The organism is Pseudomonas sp. PK-RTE-24 (assembly GCF_054052265.1).
This window is the reverse complement of sequence record NZ_CM133224.1, coordinates 3096972-3115106: the sequence shown is the minus strand read 5'-3', so window position 1 is coordinate 3115106 and position 18135 is coordinate 3096972. Positions and strand designations below refer to the sequence as shown.

The window sequence follows — 18135 nt, the reverse complement described above, 5'->3', positions numbered from 1 at the left end:
GACTGACACGCCCTCTTCGCGAGCAGGCTCGCTCCCACAGGGAACAATCAATTGCATCACGGGGTACGGTTACGCCGCGTTTCGATGATGTTCGGCAATTGCGAAATCCGCCCCAGCAGCCGCCCCAGCGCATCCAGACCGGGGATCTCGATGGTCAGCGACATCAGCGCGGTGTTGTCTTCCTTGTTCGAGCGGGTGTTGACCGCCAGCACGTTGATGCGCTCGTTGAGCAGCACCTGCGAGACGTCACGCAGCAGCCCGGAACGGTCGTAGGCGCGGATGATGATGTCCACCGGATAGGTGAGCACCGGCACCGGCCCCCAGCTGACCTGGATGATCCGCTCCGGCTCGCGCCCGCCCAGTTGCAGCACCGAGGCGCAGTCCTGGCGGTGAATACTCACACCACGGCCCTGGGTGATGTAACCGACAATCGCATCGCCCGGCAGTGGCTGGCAGCAACCGGCCATTTGCGTCATCAGGTTGCCGACGCCCTGGATCTGGATATCGCCGCGCTTGCCCGGCTTGTAACCGGTGGCCTTGCGCGGGATCAGCTCCAGTTGCTCGTTGCCGCGCTCCGGTTCGACCAATTGCTGCGCAAGGTTGACCAGATGCGCCTGACGCAGGTCGCCGGCACCGAGGGCGGCGAACATGTCTTCGGCGGTTTTCATGTTGGCCTTTTCGGCCAGCTTGTCGAAATCCACCGCCGGCAGGCCGAGGCGATTGAGTTCGCGCTCGATCAGGGTTTTACCGGCCGCAACGTTCTGATCGCGAGCCTGCAGCTTGAACCAGTGAACGATCTTCGCCCGCGCGCGCGAGGTGGTGACGTAACCGAGGTTCGGGTTCAGCCAGTCGCGGCTCGGCGTGCCGTGCTTGCTGGTGATGATCTCGACCTGCTCGCCGGTCTGCAGGCTGTAGTTCAACGGCACGATACGCCCGTTGATCTTCGCGCCCCGGCAGTTGTGGCCGATTTCGGTGTGCACCCGATAGGCGAAATCCAGCGGCGTCGCGCCTTTCGGCAAGTCGATGGCGTGTCCGTCGGGAGTGAAGATGTAAACCCGATCAGGCTCGATGTCGACGCGCAACTGTTCGGCCAGACCGCCGATATCGCCCAGCTCTTCATGCCATTCGAGCACCTGACGCAGCCAGGAAATTTTCTCTTCGTAATGGTTCGAGCCGGATTTGACGTCGGTGCCCTTGTAGCGCCAGTGCGCGCAGACGCCGAGTTCGGCTTCTTCGTGCATGGAGTGGGTGCGGATCTGCACCTCGAGGACCTTGCCCTCCGGGCCGATCACCGCCGTGTGCAGCGAGCGGTAGCCGTTCTCTTTCGGGTTGGCGATGTAGTCGTCGAATTCTTTCGGGATGTGCCGCCACAGGGTGTGGACGATACCGAGCGCGGTGTAGCAGTCGCGCATTTCCGGCACCAGCACGCGCACGGCGCGAACGTCATAGATCTGGCTGAATTCCAGACCCTTGCGCTGCATTTTGCGCCAGATCGAGTAGATGTGTTTCGCCCGGCCGCTGATGTCGGCATCGACACCAGTGGCCTGCAGTTCGTCCTTGAGCTGGGTCATCACGTCGCTGATGAAGCGCTCGCGATCCAGCCGCCGCTCGTGGAGCAACTTGGCGATCTGTTTGTATTGATCGGGTTCCAGATAACGGAAGGACAAGTCCTCCAGTTCCCATTTGATGTGACCGATGCCGAGGCGATGCGCCAGTGGCGCATAGATGTCGAAGACTTCGCGAGCGACGCGGTTGCGCTTTTCATCGTCAGCGGTTTTCACCGCACGGATGGCGCAGGTGCGTTCGGCCAGTTTGATCAGCGCAACGCGCACGTCATCGACCATGGCCACGAGCATCTTGCGCAGGTTCTCGACCTGCCCTTGGGTGCCCATGACCATCGATTGCCGTGGGCTGAGACTGGCGCTGATGGCCGCCATGCGCTGCACGCCGTCGATCAGCTTGGCCACCACCGGACCGAAGCGCTGGCCGATGGCCGCCAGCTCGATCTGGCCTTCGCGCACGCCGCGATACAAAACGGCGGCGACCAGCGAATCCTGGTCGAGCTTGAGGTCGGCGAGGATCTCGGCGATCTCAAGGCCAGTGCTGAAACTGCCGGAGCCTTCGGCCCACAGATTCTTCTTCGCATTGGACTGCTGTTCGGCCTCGCGAGCGAACTCGCAGGCTTCTTTCAAGGCCTCGCGATCCAGTGCCAGATCGACACTGACCGCGTGATCGAGCCAGGCCTCGAGATTGATACTGCCGTCGGTGTTGATCGGCTGGTGTGCTCTCACCTGTACCATGCTGCTTTACCTTCCCTACGACGCAGATTCAATGCGTCAAATCGCTGATCCTCAGTGTCCGTTCGCGCTCGCGGGGCTCAGGCGAGCGCTGCGCGGACAGATCAGACGGATTCAGACGAGCCGTCCTGGCTCGCTTCAAATAACGCCATGGCCTCGACATGTGCCGTCTGAGGAAACATATCGAGAATCCCGGCACGTTTTAACCGGTAGCCCTGCTTGATCAATTCCTGCGTGTCGCGCGCCAGCGTGGCCGGATTGCACGACACATATACCAACCGTTTGGCACCCAGGGTCGCGAGCTTGCGCACCACCTCGAAAGCACCGTCACGCGGTGGGTCCAAGAGTACCGCAGAAAAGCCGTTTCCGATCCACTGGGCATCGCTCAAAGGCTGGGATAAATCGGCTTGAAAAAACTTTGTGTTATGCAAATTGTTACTGATGGCATTTGCAGCGGCACGCTCGACCATGGTCTGCACACCCTCCACCGCCACCACTTCACGGACGCTTTTGGCCAGCGGTAGCGCAAAATTTCCCAACCCGCAAAACAGGTCGAGCACGCGTTCTTCAGCCGTCGGTTTAAGCCAGTCCAGAGCCTGAGCGATCATCGCTTCGTTGACCCCGGCGTTGACCTGAACGAAGTCACCCGGCCGGTACGCCAGCTCGAGATCCCACTGTTCCAGGCGATAGCCGAGGCTCTGACCGGCTTCGACCGGTTGCGGTTCACCTTCGCCATGCAGCCACAACTGCGCTTCATGGAACTGGCAGAAATCCTTGAGAATGCTCAGATCCGCTTCGGACAACGGCGCCATGTGCCGCAGCAATAGCGCCAGAGATGAGCCGCTGAACAACTCGACATGGCCCAGCGCCTGCGGTTTGCTCAAGCGCCGCAGCATCTCTGGCAAGCGGGTCATGATCGGTTGCAAAGGCTGTACCAGCACCGGGCATTCGCTGATCGCGACGATGTCCTGACTGCCGGCAGCGCGGAAACCCACTTCGAGTTTTTTTGCCTTCATGTCCCAGCGCACGGCGATGCGCGCGCGCCGACGGTAACCGAATTCCGGGCCGGTCAGCGGCGCCGCCCACTCTTCCGGTTCGACACCGGCCACCCGCGACAATTGCTCGGCGAGCATGCGCTGTTTCAGGGCGAGTTGTTCAGCGTGGGGCAAGTGCTGAACGCTGCAACCGCCACAGCGGCCGAAGTGTGGGCATGCTGCCGGGCGCCGCACGTCGCTGGCCGTGAACACGCGCTCGGTACGCGCCTCGACCACTTTGCCGTGGGCGCCGAGCACCCGTGCTTCGACCTCTTCACCGGCAAGGGCGCCGAGGACGAACCAGGTTTTGCCTTCGAAAAACGCGATGCCGCGACCGTCATTGGCCAGGCGCTCGATACTCAAGCGCTGCTTTTTGCCGGTCGGGATCTGTGGCGCCTTGCTGCCGCCGGTGGGCTGGAAGCGCAGGCCTCGTTCGTGCTTTGCCATCAGTTGGGCGCGTCGAAAATGCCGGTCGACAGATAACGGTCGCCACGGTCGCAGATGATCGCAACGATCACCGCGTTTTCAACTTCTTTGGACAGGCGCAGCATCGCTGCCACCGCACCGCCCGAGGACACGCCGCAGAAGATGCCTTCTTCGCGGGCCAGACGACGGGTCACGTCTTCGGCTTCGCTTTGCGCCATATCGACGATGCGATCGACGCGGTCAGCCTGGTAAATCTTCGGCAGGTATTCCTGCGGCCAGCGGCGGATGCCGGGAATGGCCGAGCCTTCCATCGGTTGCAGGCCGACGATCTGTACGCTGTCGCTCTGTTCTTTGAGGTAGCGCGACACGCCCATGATGGTGCCGGTGGTGCCCATCGAACTGACGAAATGGGTGATGCTGCCCTGGGTCTGACGCCAGATTTCCGGACCGGTGGTGGTGTAGTGCGCTTCCGGGTTGTCGCCATTGGCGAACTGGTCGAGCACCTTGCCACGGCCTTCGGCTTCCATACGCTGGGCCAGATCGCGGGCGCCTTCCATACCCTCTTCCTGAGTCACCAGGATAAGCTCGGCACCGTAAGCGGTCATCGCCGCTTTGCGCTCGGCGCTGGAGTTGTCCGGCATGATCAGGATCATCTTGTAACCCTTGATCGCAGCGGCCATCGCCAGCGCGATGCCGGTGTTGCCGGAGGTCGCCTCGATCAGCGTATCGCCGGGATTGATCTGCCCGCGCAACTCGGCGCGAGTGATCATCGACAACGCCGGGCGGTCCTTGACCGAACCCGCCGGGTTGTTCCCTTCGAGCTTGAGCAAAAGGGTGTTGCTGGTGGCGCCGGGCAGGCGCTGCAAACGCACCAGCGGCGTGTTGCCGACGCAATCGGCGATGGTTGGGTACTGCAGGGTCATGGCGTATTCGCAATCCAGACGTGCGGGGGCGCCTATCATACCGGCAAACCCGCGCAGGCCATATCACGCAAAGTGCGGTGCTTATGGTTTATGGGAATAAGGCACAAAAGTCTCACCAGTGGTGAGACATTTAAGTTCGCCAGACTTCATCTGCAGCGATGCGGATGGCCTCATCGCTGGCAAGCCAGCTCCCACAGAGACCGAGTCTCACACGATTTGTGTTTGGCAGAAACTCCCTGTGGGAGCTGGCTTGCCAGCGATAGCGTCAGTCGGCGCAACACCATCATCCGCCAACAAGCACAAATTCAACCGCAGCCCCGCCCCGGTATTTTCCGCCCAGAGCAACCCGCCCTGGCGCTGCACCGCATTACGCGCAATGCTCAAACCCAAGCCAAAGCCACCATCCCCGGGTCTCGATCCGTCCAATCGAATGAACGGCGAAAAGATCCGCTGCAGATCTTCGTCAGCCACGCCGCCGCCCTGATCCTCCAGCCACAAATGCCAATACTCGCCATCACGCCGTGCATCGAGACGCACGATGCCGCCCTCGGGCGAGTGACGAATGGCGTTGCGCAGGATGTTTTCCAGCGCTTGCGCGAGGGTATTGAGGTTGCCGCGCACCCAACACGAAGCTTCGACCGAGCATTGCAATTGCAGGCTCGGCCAGCCGCTTTCATAACAGGCGTTGTCGGTGAGCATTTCCCACAGTGCCTGAATCTGGATCGCTTCATTTGGTAACGGCGAGCGGTCGGTGTCGAGCCAGGCCAGTTGCAGGGTGTCTTCGACCAGCCGCTGCATGCCGTCGACTTCGCGGCCGATGCGCTCGCGCAATTGCGGCAAGCCCTGTTCGCTTTCGCTGGCCACACGCAGACGGCTCAGCGGCGTGCGCAGTTCGTGGGACAAGTCGCGCAATAACTGCTGCTGCAAGGCGACGGTGGTTTGCAGGCGCTCGGACATGGAATCGAAGGCCCGCGCCAGTTCACCGAGTTCATCCGGGCGCTGGGTGATGCCGCTCGACAGGCGCACATTCAACTGGTCGGCGCGCCAGGCGTTGGCCTGTTCGCGCAGGTTGTTCAGCGGCACCACCAGCAGGCGATACAGGCCGACACAGAGCAACAGGGTGAACAGCCCGGGAATCACGCCGTTGGTGATCACCCGCCAGAACACCCGGTACTTGCCCGGAACAAAGCGCTCAGGCAACTCGATGACCAGAATGCCGGCGGCCGGATCCTGCGGGAACGGCACCCGCAGCCAAGGTCGGCCCTTCTTGTGGATCGGCCAGTCGAGGCCGCGCAGGAAGGTCAGGTGCTGCACCTCTGCGGCGTTCAACGGCTGGCTGCTCAGCGACTGCAAATCAGCGCCGATCACCCCGACCCAACTGGCCTCGCGCAATTCCATGCTCTGCAACCAGTCATCGACGCCATTGCGCCCGCCGCGCTGCCACGCCTGTTCGGCTTGCGCGGCATAACGGCCGAGGGTGTTGCGCGCGTCACTGGAGAGGAACTGATTGCGCTCCTCCATGTAGCGGCCCCACGACCAGCTCAACCAGATCATCAGCAGACAGAACGCCACCAGCAGGCACGCCAGTTTCCAGAACAGCGAATGCCGCCCCGGCAGCTCAGACAGTTTCATCGGCGCCACTCAAGACATAGCCCTTGCCCCACACCGTGCGCACTTCACGCTCGGTGTAACCGATGGCTTTGAGTTTGCGACGGATCTGGCTGATGTGCATGTCGAGGCTGCGGTCATGCGCCGCAAAGCCGCGTTGCAGGACATGCTGATAAAGGAAGGCTTTGCTCAGCACCTCCTCGTTGTTGCGGTGCAGGGTTTCCAGCAGACGGAATTCGCTGCGGGTCAACCCGGCCGCTTGCTCGCCGAAGAACACGTCGCAGTGTTCGTCATCGAAACGCAGGGTGCCGCTGACCACCGCAGCGGTAACCGCAGGCGGGCGCCGATCCAGGGCCACGCGGCGCAGGATCGCTTCGATGCGCACATGCAGCTCGGCCATGCTGAACGGCTTGGGCAGATAGTCATCGGCACCGAGGCGGAAACCGCTGATGCGGTCGGCCTCGGCACCCAGCGCCGACATCAGTAACACCGGCGTCGAATGGCTCTGCCGCAATTGCGTCAACAACTGCAGACCATCGAGCCCCGGCAGCAGAATATCCATCAGCACTACATCGAAAGGCTGGCGCTGGGCGATGTTCAGACCTTCCTGGCCGTTCTGGCACCAGGTCACCTGAAAACCGCTGCGGCCCAGATGCTCGTGCACATACGCGCCGAGGACCGGATCGTCTTCAATGGAAAGGATGCGTGGCTGGCCAACGGAAACAGGAGTCATGAGTATCTGCAAGTAATTCTCAGTTGGCGGATTATTCAAGATTGTCCGACAGCGGGCAACACAAGCTTGGCCTGTCGGACGAACGAGTGCGTCGGCGGCGCTGCATTTTCCGCAAGATTGCCCGCCTGCAAATCGCTACACTGCGCCCATGTCGCGTGCCGGATGCACGCATGTGTCAACAGATCAGCGGGATGCGGGAGATAGGCGTGCTCAAGAAACTGGGAATCAAAGGTCGCGTGCTGTTGCTGACCTTGTTGCCGACCAGCCTGATGGCGCTGGTGCTAGGTGGCTATTTCACCTGGACGCAGCAGACCGACCTGCACAGCCAATTGATGCAGCGCGGCGAAATGATCGCCGAGCAACTGGCGCCGCTGGTGGCGCCGGCGATGGGTCACGGCGACGCCGATCTGCTTGAACGCATCGCCACCCAGTCCCTTGAACAACCCGACGTGCGCGCGGTGACCTTCCTCGCGGCGGACCGCTCGCCACTGGCCCACGCCGGCCCGACCATGCTCAATCAGGCACCAAGCGGCGACAGCGCGCTGTTGCAACGACGCAGCGGCAATGACGCGACGCGCTACCTGATGCCGGTGTTCGGCAAGCACCGCAACCTCGCCGGTGAAATCATTCCCGAAGAATCCGAACGCCTGCTCGGCTGGGTCGAGCTGGAGCTGTCGCACAACGGCATGTTGCTGCGCGGCTATCGCAGCCTGTTCGCCAGCCTGCTGCTGATCGCCGCCGGACTTGCCGGCGCCGCCCTCCTCGCGTTGCGCATGGGCCGCACCATCAACCGTCCGCTGAGCCAGATCAAACAGGCAGTCGCGCAACTCAAGGACGGTCATCTGGAAACCCGCTTGCCGCCCCTCGGCAGCCAGGAGCTGGACGAACTGGCCTCGGGCATCAACCGCATGGCCGGCACCCTGCAGAATGCTCGCGAAGAATTGCAGCACAGCGTCGATCAGGCCACCGAGGACGTGCGGCAGAACCTGGAAACCATCGAGATCCAGAACATCGAACTGGACCTGGCGCGCAAAGAAGCGTTGGAAGCCAGCCGGATCAAATCCGAATTCCTCGCCAACATGAGCCACGAGATCCGCACGCCGCTCAACGGCATTCTCGGTTTCACTCACCTGTTGCAGAAAAGCGAACTGACCCCGCGCCAGCTCGACTATCTGGGCACCATCGAAAAGTCTGCCGACAGCCTGTTGGGAATCATCAACGAGATTCTCGACTTCTCGAAGATCGAGGCCGGCAAACTGGTGCTCGATCACATTCCGTTCAACCTGCGCGACCTGCTGCAAGACACCCTGACCATTCTCGCCCCGGCCGCGCACGCCAAGCAGCTTGAGCTGGTCAGTCTGGTCTATCGCGACACGCCGCTGTCGCTGGTCGGCGATCCGCTGCGCCTGAAGCAGATCCTCACCAATCTGGTCAGCAACGCGATCAAGTTCACCCGCGAAGGCACCATCGTCGCCCGGGCGATGCTCGAAGACGAACACGAAGACAGCGTGCAACTGCGCATCAGCATTCAGGACACCGGCATCGGCCTGTCGAATCAGGATGTGCGCGCGCTGTTTCAGGCTTTCAGTCAGGCCGACAATTCGCTGTCGCGCCAACCCGGCGGCACCGGCCTGGGGCTGGTGATTTCCAAGCGCCTGATCGAGCAGATGGGCGGCGAGATCGGCGTCGACAGCACCCCGGGCGAAGGTTCGGAATTCTGGATCAGCCTGAGCCTGCCCAAGACTCGCGACGACGCCGAAGACCTGCCCGCTGCGCCATTACTCGGACGCCGCGTGGCGGTACTGGAAAATCACGAACTGGCGCGTCAGGCCTTGCAACATCAGCTGGAAGACTGCGGACTGCAAGTTACGCCGTTCAATACTTTGGAGAGCCTGAGCAATGGCGTTACCGGCGCGCATCAGACCGATCAGGCGATCGATCTGGCGGTGATCGGCATCACCAGCAACGACATGCTCCCGGAACGCTTGAACCAGCACATCTGGGACCTCGAACACCTGGGCTGCAAAGTTTTGGTGCTGTGCCCGACCACCGAACAGACGCTGTTTCATCTGTCGGTGCCCAACCCGCACAGCCAGCTGCAAGCCAAACCGGCGTGTACGCGCAAGCTGCGCCGGGCGTTGTCCGATCTGGTCAATCCGCGCCAGACCCGCAGCGAACCGGGCGAGCCGCTGTCCAGCCGTGCGCCGCGCGTCCTGTGTGTCGACGACAACCCGGCCAATCTGTTGCTGGTGCAGACCCTGCTCGAAGACATGGGCGCCCGGGTGCTCGCGGTCGAAAGCGGTTACGCGGCCGTCAAAGCCGTGCAGAGCGAATCTTTCGATCTGGTGCTGATGGACGTGCAGATGCCGGGCATGGACGGTCGCCAGACCACTGAAACCATTCGCCAGTGGGAAAGCGAGCGGCATTGCACGCCGCTGCCGATCGTCGCCCTCACTGCCCACGCCATGGCCAACGAAAAACGCGCGCTGCTGCAAAGCGGCATGGACGACTATCTGACCAAACCGATCAGCGAGCGGCAACTGGCGCAGGTGGTGTTGAAGTGGACCGGGCTGGCCCTGCGCAATCAGGCGCCGGAGCGCAACGGCGACAGCGCGGCGAGTCAGCAGGAACTGCCGGTGCTCGATCACGAAGAAGGCTTGCGCCTGGCGGCGGGCAAAGCGGATCTGGCGGCAGACATGCTCGCCATGCTGCTGGCCTCGCTGGAAGCCGACCGCGAAGCGATTCGCGCCGCGCGTGACAGCCACGACCAGAATGCCCTGCTTGAACGCGTGCACCGCTTGCACGGCGCGACCCGTTATTGCGGCGTGCCGCAACTGCGCGCCGCCTGCCAGCGCAGCGAAACCCTGCTCAAGCAGGACGATCCGAAAGCCGCCGCCGCGCTGGATGAACTGGAGCGCTCGATCAATCGACTCGCAGCGCAGGCGCGCATCAGCGCCTGATCCACGGCAAGGCGCTGCACGCGCAAAGCGCTACAGTTGTCGCGGGCCATTGCGGCCCGCGTCGATGTTCCAGGAGGATTCATGCGCACAATCTTTTTCAGCAGTCAGACCTACGATCGCGACAGCTTTCTCGGCGCCGACTGCCCGGCCGGGCTCGAATTGCATTTTCAAGCTGCGCGACTGAGCCTCGATACGGCGGCGCTGGCCGAGCAGCACGAGGTGGTCTGCGCGTTCATCAATGACGACCTCAGCGCCCCGGTGCTCGAACGCCTCGCGGCTGGCGGTACGCGGCTGATTGCCCTGCGTTCGGCCGGTTACAACCATGTCGACCTGCCGGCGGCGAAACGCCTCGGCCTGGCCGTCGTGCGTGTGCCGGCCTACTCGCCGCATGCCGTGGCCGAACATGCGGTGGCGCTGATCCTCGCCCTCAATCGTCGCTTGCACCGTGCCTACAACCGCACCCGCGAAGGCGATTTCAGCCTGCATGGCCTGACCGGTTTCGATCTGGTCGGCAAGACCGTCGGCATCGTCGGCACCGGACAGATCGGTGCAACGTTCGCGAAAATCATGCACGGCTTCGGCTGTGAATTGCTGGCCTACGATCCGTATCCCAATCCCGAGGTGCTGGCGTTGGGCGCACGTTATCTGAGCCTGCCGGAGTTGCTCGCGCAGTCGCGGATCATCAGCCTGCATTGCCCGCTCAACGAGCAGAGCAAGCACCTGATCAATCGCGATTCACTGGCGCACATGCAGGCGGGGGCGATGCTGATCAACACCGGGCGTGGCGGGCTGGTGGACACGCCGGCGCTGATCGACGCGCTCAAGGACGGTCAACTCGGGTATCTGGGGCTGGATGTTTACGAGGAAGAGGCGCAGCTGTTTTTCGAGGATCGCTCCGACCTGCCGTTGCAGGACGATGTGTTGGCGCGTCTGCTGACGTTTCCCAACGTGATCATCACCGCGCATCAGGCGTTTCTGACCCGCGAAGCACTGGGCGCGATTGCCGCGACCACCCTGCACAACATCGCGACCTGGGCGGCAGGTGCGCCGCAGAACCAGGTCGAGGGTTGAACCGTTTTACTTGGACAGCGAAGACGCCAGGATCAGCAAGCCCAGCCAGCCAAAACCGAGCAGGCGCTGCTTGCTCGAATGGCCGTTGCGCAGCAGGAACCAGACGAAAAACGCTGGCAACAGAAACACCATGATTTTCAGCCAGCCCTCCACCGGGCGACTGCCATCGGCGTTGAGCGGTTGTTGTTCCTGGCGCGCCTGTTCCGCAGCCTGCTGACGACGGCGACGCCCCGCCGCTGCCGGCATCACTTTGGGTAAAGGCTCGGACACTGGCGGCACAACCGCCTCGGGCACTGCGTTGTTGCGTGGCAGGCTGCCGAAGGAAATCGTCGCGGCTTGCACCGGTGCCGCCGTCGATTGCGCCTGCATGGCGACATGTTCGGCCATCGGCGCGCCGCAGTGAATGCACACCAGCGCTTCGGAACTGATGCTCCGCTTGCATTCATAACATTCGATCAGCGCCATGTTCCGTTCCTTCAGATTCGGGGGCCGGCAGTGTGCCATGACTGTCGGCGCATTTGAACCGGATCGAAGGTCGCACGCGTGCATCATTCTGCAATCGAGCCCGTGCTAGCATGTCGCGCATATTTGGAGGACCCATGGTCGAACACGATTTCCGCTACACCCTGATGAACCCGCAACACACCCTCACCGAATGCCGCGCCCTCGTTCCGGGCCGCTATCAGGTGACCGGTAACGGTGGCTCGATCCGCATCGGCGATGCCCTGTTGGTCACCCTCAAAGGCAGCAAGGATTTGTCCATGCGCCTGACCGTCGACACGGTCCGCCACTTGATCAATCCGCCAGGCCAATGGACCGCAATGACCACAGGCCCGGTGTTTGGCGAACTGGCCATTCACACCTGGCAGGTCAACTGCGACAGCTGCGCGAAAGAGCTGAGTTTCGAATTCGCCGTGGATGCCAAACTCGGCAAAACCGCCGAGAAACCCGCCGCCACTGCGCGCATCGCCGAGCTCGGCTGGAAAACCGCTGGCGACAAGCACCTGTGCCCGAAATGCCAGGAGCCTGCATGATGAAACGCCTCGCCCTGACCGCACTGATCGGTGTCGGCCTGGCTGGTTGCGCCGCAGAGCCGGTACAACTGCAGCACAACCGCAGCTACATTCTGGAATGGATCGGCGAGCGGCCACTGATGGATTACAGCCATTTGACCGTGACCCTCGGCGATGACGGCCGCGCCTACGGCAACGGCGGCTGTAATCATTGGTTCGCGCCGTACACGCAGGACGGCGACAAGCTGAGCTTCGGCAAGATCGGCAAGACCCGCAAGCTCTGCGCCCCGGCGCTGATGGAGCAGGAACAACGCTTCTTGCAGGCGCTGGAAAAAGTCGAGCGCTGGGACATTTCGCCAATCGAGCAGATACGCTTCTGGCCGGCTGAAGGCAAACCGTTGCGCTGGTGGCTGGAAGAGGGTTGATCCGCCCTGGATCGCCAAGGCCCTCACCCTAGCCCTCTCCCAGAGGGAGAGGGGACTGATTGGGGGATATTGAAGAGTTATGTCGACGTGGTAATTCTTCGCCGAATCCATAATCGACTGGATTCTGTCTGACGGGACCATAATCAACTCGGTGTCTCAGGTCGATGTACGACGAAAGACACCTCGGTCGGCCCCCTCTCCCCCCGGGAGAGGGCTGGGGTGAGGGGCTTCTGGCGGTTTACTTCGTAGCCTGCAACGCCTCCAGCTTCGCCATCACCCCCGCCGCCGTCTGCTCACCCAGCAACTGCTCACGCACCTTGCCCTTGTCATCAATAATGAACGTCACCGGCAGCGCCTCACTGCGCGGCAGGTCGAACAGCTCGGCCGGATCCTGCGCCAGCACGGTGAACTTGATGCCGAGTTTCTCGCTCGCCTCTTTCAGCTCCGCGCCCTGCACGTTGTCGAAATTGACCCCGAACACCCCGACATTCTTGCTATTGAGCTCATCAGCCAAATGATTCAGCTCGGGAATTTCCGTGCGGCACGGGCCACACCATTCGGCCCAGTAATTGAGCACCACCCACTGCTTGTCCAGACGTTCGGACGCTACCTTCTGGCCGTTCTGGTCGATGCCGTAATCATTACCGCAGCCCCCCAGCATCAACGCCCCGATTATCGTCAATGCCGCTGCCAATCGCCGTGTCATGTCGTGTTCCTTGTGAAAATTCGAAAGCGCCTGCGACCCATCGCCTCTGACGGTTCTGGATTGCGCGCCGCACAGTTAGAATAGCCGCCACTTTACGCCAGAAGCGACCCGCCATGACCGATCTGACGCTTTATCACAATCCGCGCTGCTCGAAATCCCGCGGCGCGCTGGAACTGCTCGAAGCCCGCGGCTTGCATCCGAATGTCGTGCGCTACCTGGAAACGCCGCTCAGCGCCGCGCAGATCAAGGCCCTGCTCGGCAAGCTCGGGATCAGCGCGCGACAGCTGCTGCGCAGCGGTGAAGACGAATACAAAACCCTGAACCTGGCCGACGCCAGCCTCAGCGAGCAGCAGCTGATCGACGCCATCGCCACGCACCCGAAACTCATGGAGCGGCCGATTCTTGAAGCAGGCGACAAAGCCGTCATCGGTCGCCCACCGGAAAACGTGCTGGAGTTGTTGCCATGAGCACGCCGTACATTCTGGTTCTCTATTACAGCCGCAACGGTTCGACCAACGAGATGGCCCGGCAAATCGCCCGTGGCATCGAGCAGGCCGGAATGGAAGCGCGTCTGCGCACAGTGCCGGCGATTTCCACCGAATGCGAAGCGGTAGCGGCGGAGATTCCCGCTGAAGGCGCGCTCTACGCCAGCCTCGATGATCTGAAGAACTGCGCCGGCCTCGCCTTGGGCAGTCCGACGCGTTTCGGCAACATGGCCGCGCCGCTCAAGTACTTCCTCGACGGCACCAGCAACCTCTGGCTGACCGGCGCGCTGGTCGGCAAACCGGCCGGCGTGTTCACCTCCACCGCCAGCCTGCACGGCGGTCAGGAAACCACGCTGCTGTCGATGATGTTGCCGCTGTTGCATCACGGCATGTTGATCACCGGCCTGCCCTACAGCGAATCGGCCCTGCTCGAAACCGAAGGTGGCGGCACGCCTTACGGGGCCAGCCATCACGCCGGTGCCGACGGCAAGAACGGTCTTGATCAGCACGAAGTGGCGCTGTGTCGCGCACTTGGTCTGCGCCTGGCGAAAACCGCACAGAAGCTGGTGGGCTGATGGCGAAGAAGCCGAAAGTCCTGCCCTCGATAGAGTGGCTAGAGCCACGGGTGAAGGCGATGCGCGTGCTCAGCCTGCTGAGCTTTTTCGCCCTCGCCGGTCTGCTCGCTGTTTATTACCTGCTGTTCGCCGATCTGCATGGCGCGCGGCCTTGGGTGATTCTGCTGGTCGAACTGATCCCGTGGCTGGTCCTCGCCCCGGCGATGATCATGGGCAGCGCCCGTGGCCATTCGTGGATGTGTTTTGTGGTGAACCTGTACTTCATCAAAGGCGCTCTGGCGGCGTACGACCCCAACCGGCAGCTGTTCGGCCTGCTGGAAATGGCCGCGAGCCTGGCGGTGTTCTGCTCGGCGCTGCTGTATGTGCGCTGGCGCTATCAGTTGAATCGCAAATTGGCTGGCGAAGGCGAGATCAGCGTCGCCTGACCAACCGCTTTCGCGAGCAGGCTCGCTCCCACAGGGAATGCATTCCAGAGGTGGGAGCGAGCCTGCTCGCGAATGCAGCGACGCGGTTTTAATGGTTGACGGTATAGGCGAGCATCATCGAAATCTGGCTCATCGGCCGTCCGCCACTCTGCTCATGCCACTGGTTGAACGCGTTCTGCACCGTCGCCAGATCGCGCTGGCTGGTCGGCACTTTGTCGACGATCTTCTGCGCATTAAGCGCCGCGACCACGTCGTAGCTCGGCACGAACGTGTCCTTGCCGACCATGCGCAAAAAGCGTGGCGCCGACAGCCCGCCAAGTTGGTGGCCGTGCTTTTTCAGGTACGTCCACAGGCCGACGATATCGGTCACCGGCCAGTCGGCGATCAATGCGCCGAAGCTGCCCTTGTCCTTTTCCACATCGAGAATGAACTGCGCATTGCGCGGCACACTTTTCAGCTTGCCCAGATGGCGGATGATCCGCGCATCCTGCATCAGCCGCTCAAGGTGCTCGGCGCTCATCAGCACGACTTTTTCCGGATCGAACTTGAAGAACACTTCTTCGAACGCCGGCCACTTGGCGTCGACCAGGCTGTGCTTGAGCCCGGCGCGAAAAACCCGCAGGGCCATGGTCGAGAGGTAGCGGTCGTCGCGGATCTTGCGCAGTTGTGCGGGGGTCTTGGGAACGGGCAGATGGGCTTCCAGTTCAGCCGCCGAACCGAAACGGTTCAGACAGTATTCGTGCAGCCACTTGTAATCGCGCATGCCCTCTCCTATTGAATGAAGCGAAGAAACCAATGTGGGAGCGAGCCTGCTCGCGAAGAGGGAGTCTCAGTCAACCAATCAGTTGAATGACACACCGCTTTCGCGAGCAGGCTCGCTCCCACATTTGAAGGTGTTTACAGATTGACGACATTGACGAAACGCGAAGCCGCGGTTTCGTCGATCTTCAGGCTGGTGAAGTCGAACAGGTTGCGGTCGGCCAGTTGCGACGGCACCACGTTCTGCAGGCTGCGGAAAATCGATTCGGTACGGCCCGGGGTCTTGCGATCCCAGTCCTGAAGCATTTCCTTGACCACCTGGCGCTGCAGGTTTTCCTGCGAGCCGCAAAGGTTGCACGGGATGATCGGGAATTGCTTCAAGTCCGAGTAGGCCTGAATGTCCTTCTCGTTGCAGTAAGCCAGCGGGCGAATCACCACGTTGCGGCCATCGTCGGCGCGCAGCTTCGGCGGCATCGCTTTGAGGGTGCCGTTGAAGAACATGTTGAGGAAGAACGTTTCGACGATGTCGTCGCGGTGATGACCGAGGGCCATTTTCGTCGCGCCGATTTCGTCAGCAAAGGTGTACAGGGTGCCGCGACGCAAACGCGAGCACAGCGAGCAGGTGGTCTTGCCTTCCGGCACCAGTTCCTTGACCACCGAGTAAGTGTCCTTCTCGACGATGTGGTACTCGATGCCCAGTTCTTTCAGGTAGGCCGGCAGCACGTGCTCGGGAAAGCCCGGCTGTTTCTGGTCCATGTTCACCGCGACGATGTCGAACTTGATCGGTGCAACCTTCTGCAGGTGCATCAGCACGTCGAGCATGGTGTAGCTGTCCTTGCCCCCGGACAGGCAGACCATGACCTTGTCGCCATCTTCGATCATGTTGAAATCGGCGACCGCTTCGCCGGCCAGGCGGCGCAGGCGCTTTTGCAGTTTGTTCTGGTTGACCGTAAGAGTGCCCATGACGCGAAATCCGTGAGGTGTGACGAAAGGCCGGCATTTTACGCAAAAACCCTGGTAGCGCGAAGCATCTGTGGCGAGGGGAATTATCCCCGCTGGGTTGCGAAGCAGCCCCAAAACCTGGGAACTCGTAATGCCTGACACTGCGCGCTGAATGGGCTGGCGACTGCTGCGCAGCCGAACGGGGATAAATCCCCTCGCCACAAAAAGTGTTTCAACCCCAAAAATGCCTTCCCGCGCAAGACCCCGAGGCGATTATCCATCCCGTTTACAGCGCGATTTGCTCTAAGCCCGGCATACCGGTGCGTTGGAGTCCTTTCTATACTGCGACATAAGGTCGCACACATCTGAAGACCTGTATTTGCTCGGCCATCTTGGCCCGTAGGCGCTCCGTTGGGGGGCGATGGCAATGACAAGAGGAGTGAATGGCATGATCCATCACGTAGTGGGACTGTTTACCCACCCCGATCAGGAATGGAAGGAGATCCGTGGCGACCAAGAGGAAAGCATCAGCCACATGTACCTGACGCATACGCTGATTCTGGCGGCGATCCCCGCTGTCTCGGCGTTCATCGGCACGACCCAGGTCGGCTGGGTGATCGGCAACCGCGCGCCGGTAATGCTCACGTTTGAAAGCGCTCTGTGGATGACCATCATGTCGTACCTGGCGATGCTCGGCGGGGTCGCGGTGATGGGCGCCTTCGTGCACTGGATGGCGCGCACCTATGACGCCAATCCAAGCCTGGCCCGTTGCGTGGCATTCGCCACTTACACGGCGACACCGTTGTTCGTCGGCGGCCTGGCGGCGCTGTATCCGCACATGTGGCTGGGGATGATCGTCGGTACGGCGGCCATCTGCTACACGGTCTATCTTTTGTATGTCGGCTTGCCGACGTTCATGAACATCCCTTCGGATGAAGGCTTTCTGTTTTCCAGCTCGGTGCTCGCGGTTGGGCTGGTGGTGCTGGTGGCGATCATGGCGTTCACCGTGATTGTCTGGGGCCTGGGTGTCGGCCCGGTCTATACCAACTGACCTGTTTCCTCCCTGAGAAAAACAACATCTGCCAATACAGGCCGCCGCAAGGCGGCCTTCTTGTTGGAGCGACGACCATTCGGCAGGTCGGCGATTCGCAAGTCGCCGGGGTTGCGGCATACTCGGCGTCTCTGGAGATCCATCAAGCATGCCCGAGCAACTCAATACCCGCGTCGAAGATTGTTACCAACTCGCTGAATCCTTTTTCAAACGTTCCTTCAAACGCCCCGTGGTCAGTCTCAAGCTGCGCGGGCAGAAAGCCGGTGTCGCGCATCTGCACGAGAACCTGCTGCGCTTCAACCCGCAGCTGTACCGGGAAAACACCGAACACTTCCTCAAGCAGACCGTGGCCCACGAAGTCGCCCACCTGATCGCTCATCAACTGTTCGGCGACCGCATCCAGCCCCATGGCGAGGAGTGGCAACTGATCATGCGCGGCGTCTACGAACTGCCGCCGGATCGCTGCCACACCTATGAAATCAAGCGGCGCAGCGTGACCCGCTATATCTACAAATGCCCGTGCCCCGACAGTGATTTCCCGTTTACCGCCCAGCGCCATGGCCTGGTGCGGCAAGGGCGGCGGTATCTGTGCCGGCGCTGCCGCAGTACGCTGGTGTTCAGTGGTGAAATGCGGGTGGAATGACAGTTTTGTAGAGTATCGGCGGGCCCCTTCGCGAGCAGGCTCGCTCCCACAGGGGAATG

The 18135-nt window shown here is 61.7% G+C and carries 18 protein-coding genes; 9 read left to right on the top strand and 9 right to left on the bottom strand.

The features are described 5' to 3' along the window. Positions 1-56: 56 nt before the first annotated feature. The 5 genes from relA to ACV8MC_RS13950 all read right to left on the bottom strand — a co-directional run bounded on the left by relA (position 57) and on the right by ACV8MC_RS13950 (position 7021). Positions 57-2300: a GTP diphosphokinase gene (gene relA, locus ACV8MC_RS13970; protein WP_041479585.1), complete on the bottom strand. Its 2244-nt coding sequence runs from the start codon at positions 2298-2300 to the stop codon at positions 57-59. Between the two features lie 101 nt (positions 2301-2401). Then, positions 2402-3778 (bottom strand): 23S rRNA (uracil(1939)-C(5))-methyltransferase RlmD, encoded by a 1377-nt coding sequence (gene rlmD / locus ACV8MC_RS13965; RefSeq protein WP_457262320.1) that lies wholly within the window; start codon positions 3776-3778, stop codon positions 2402-2404. Then, on the bottom strand, positions 3778-4680 hold the full coding sequence (gene cysM / locus ACV8MC_RS13960) for a cysteine synthase CysM (RefSeq protein WP_039757833.1): 903 nt from the start codon (positions 4678-4680) through the stop codon (positions 3778-3780). Before cysM ends, rlmD begins: the two co-directional genes overlap by 1 nt. 207 nt (positions 4681-4887) lie before the next feature. Then, positions 4888-6312: a histidine kinase sensor domain-containing protein gene (locus ACV8MC_RS13955; protein WP_457262319.1), complete on the bottom strand. Its 1425-nt coding sequence runs from the start codon at positions 6310-6312 to the stop codon at positions 4888-4890. Beyond that, positions 6299-7021, bottom strand: coding sequence for a response regulator transcription factor (locus tag ACV8MC_RS13950; protein ID WP_056788132.1), 723 nt, complete (start codon positions 7019-7021; stop codon positions 6299-6301). The genes ACV8MC_RS13955 and ACV8MC_RS13950 overlap by 14 nt, the downstream gene beginning before the upstream one ends. Before the next feature lie 206 nt (positions 7022-7227). On the opposite strand from ACV8MC_RS13950, the gene ACV8MC_RS13945 reads away from it, so the two are divergent. Both ACV8MC_RS13945 and ACV8MC_RS13940 read left to right on the top strand, forming a co-directional pair. Then, positions 7228-9981 carry a response regulator gene (locus ACV8MC_RS13945; protein ID WP_056788622.1) on the top strand — a complete coding sequence of 918 codons (2754 nt, stop codon included), beginning with the start codon at positions 7228-7230 and terminating at the stop codon, positions 9979-9981. An 81-nt stretch (positions 9982-10062) separates the two neighbouring features. Further along, positions 10063-11052 carry a 2-hydroxyacid dehydrogenase gene (locus ACV8MC_RS13940; RefSeq protein ID WP_150637580.1) on the top strand — a complete coding sequence of 330 codons (990 nt, stop codon included), beginning with the start codon at positions 10063-10065 and terminating at the stop codon, positions 11050-11052. 6 nt (positions 11053-11058) lie between these two features. On the opposite strand, the gene ACV8MC_RS13935 is transcribed toward ACV8MC_RS13940, so the two are convergent. After that, positions 11059-11517, bottom strand: coding sequence for a hypothetical protein (locus ACV8MC_RS13935; RefSeq protein WP_305381339.1), 459 nt, complete (start codon positions 11515-11517; stop codon positions 11059-11061). A gap of 134 nt (positions 11518-11651) precedes the next feature. Between ACV8MC_RS13935 and ACV8MC_RS13930 the strand changes: the two genes are divergently transcribed. After that, entirely contained in the window at positions 11652-12086 is a 435-nt protein-coding gene (locus tag ACV8MC_RS13930; protein ID WP_095181583.1) for a hypothetical protein, read from the top strand. Beyond that, positions 12086-12490, top strand: a complete 405-nt coding sequence (locus tag ACV8MC_RS13925) for an META domain-containing protein (protein ID WP_041479578.1) — start codon at positions 12086-12088, stop codon at positions 12488-12490. Before ACV8MC_RS13930 ends, ACV8MC_RS13925 begins: the two co-directional genes overlap by 1 nt. A gap of 238 nt (positions 12491-12728) precedes the next feature. Here the strand turns inward: ACV8MC_RS13925 and ACV8MC_RS13920 are convergent, their stop codons facing one another. Then, positions 12729-13196 carry a TlpA disulfide reductase family protein gene (locus ACV8MC_RS13920; RefSeq protein WP_457262318.1) on the bottom strand — a complete coding sequence of 156 codons (468 nt, stop codon included), beginning with the start codon at positions 13194-13196 and terminating at the stop codon, positions 12729-12731. Positions 13197-13309: 113 nt separating this feature from the next. On the opposite strand from ACV8MC_RS13920, the gene arsC reads away from it, so the two are divergent. The 3 genes from arsC to ACV8MC_RS13905 are packed head-to-tail and all read left to right on the top strand — an operon-like array spanning position 13310 to position 14681. Then, positions 13310-13663 (top strand): arsenate reductase (glutaredoxin), encoded by a 354-nt coding sequence (gene arsC / locus ACV8MC_RS13915; RefSeq protein ID WP_056788121.1) that lies wholly within the window; start codon positions 13310-13312, stop codon positions 13661-13663. Next, positions 13660-14256 (top strand): NAD(P)H:quinone oxidoreductase, encoded by a 597-nt coding sequence (wrbA, locus tag ACV8MC_RS13910; protein ID WP_041479575.1) that lies wholly within the window; start codon positions 13660-13662, stop codon positions 14254-14256. The genes arsC and wrbA overlap by 4 nt, the downstream gene beginning before the upstream one ends. Next, positions 14256-14681 carry a DUF2069 domain-containing protein gene (locus tag ACV8MC_RS13905; RefSeq protein ID WP_016773633.1) on the top strand — a complete coding sequence of 142 codons (426 nt, stop codon included), beginning with the start codon at positions 14256-14258 and terminating at the stop codon, positions 14679-14681. Before wrbA ends, ACV8MC_RS13905 begins: the two co-directional genes overlap by 1 nt. A gap of 88 nt (positions 14682-14769) precedes the next feature. Here the strand turns inward: ACV8MC_RS13905 and ACV8MC_RS13900 are convergent, their stop codons facing one another. Together ACV8MC_RS13900 and ttcA are read right to left on the bottom strand one after the other, a co-directional pair. After that, on the bottom strand, positions 14770-15444 hold the full coding sequence (locus ACV8MC_RS13900) for a DNA-3-methyladenine glycosylase I (protein WP_016773632.1): 675 nt from the start codon (positions 15442-15444) through the stop codon (positions 14770-14772). 134 nt (positions 15445-15578) lie between these two features. Continuing rightward, positions 15579-16403 carry a tRNA 2-thiocytidine(32) synthetase TtcA gene (gene ttcA, locus ACV8MC_RS13895; RefSeq protein ID WP_024013975.1) on the bottom strand — a complete coding sequence of 275 codons (825 nt, stop codon included), beginning with the start codon at positions 16401-16403 and terminating at the stop codon, positions 15579-15581. A gap of 427 nt (positions 16404-16830) precedes the next feature. On the opposite strand from ttcA, the gene ACV8MC_RS13890 reads away from it, so the two are divergent. Beyond that, entirely contained in the window at positions 16831-17433 is a 603-nt protein-coding gene (locus ACV8MC_RS13890) for a Yip1 family protein (protein WP_016773629.1), read from the top strand. Between the two features lie 148 nt (positions 17434-17581). Beyond that, positions 17582-18076 (top strand): SprT family zinc-dependent metalloprotease, encoded by a 495-nt coding sequence (locus ACV8MC_RS13885; RefSeq protein WP_024013976.1) that lies wholly within the window; start codon positions 17582-17584, stop codon positions 18074-18076. Positions 18077-18135 lie beyond the last annotated feature (59 nt).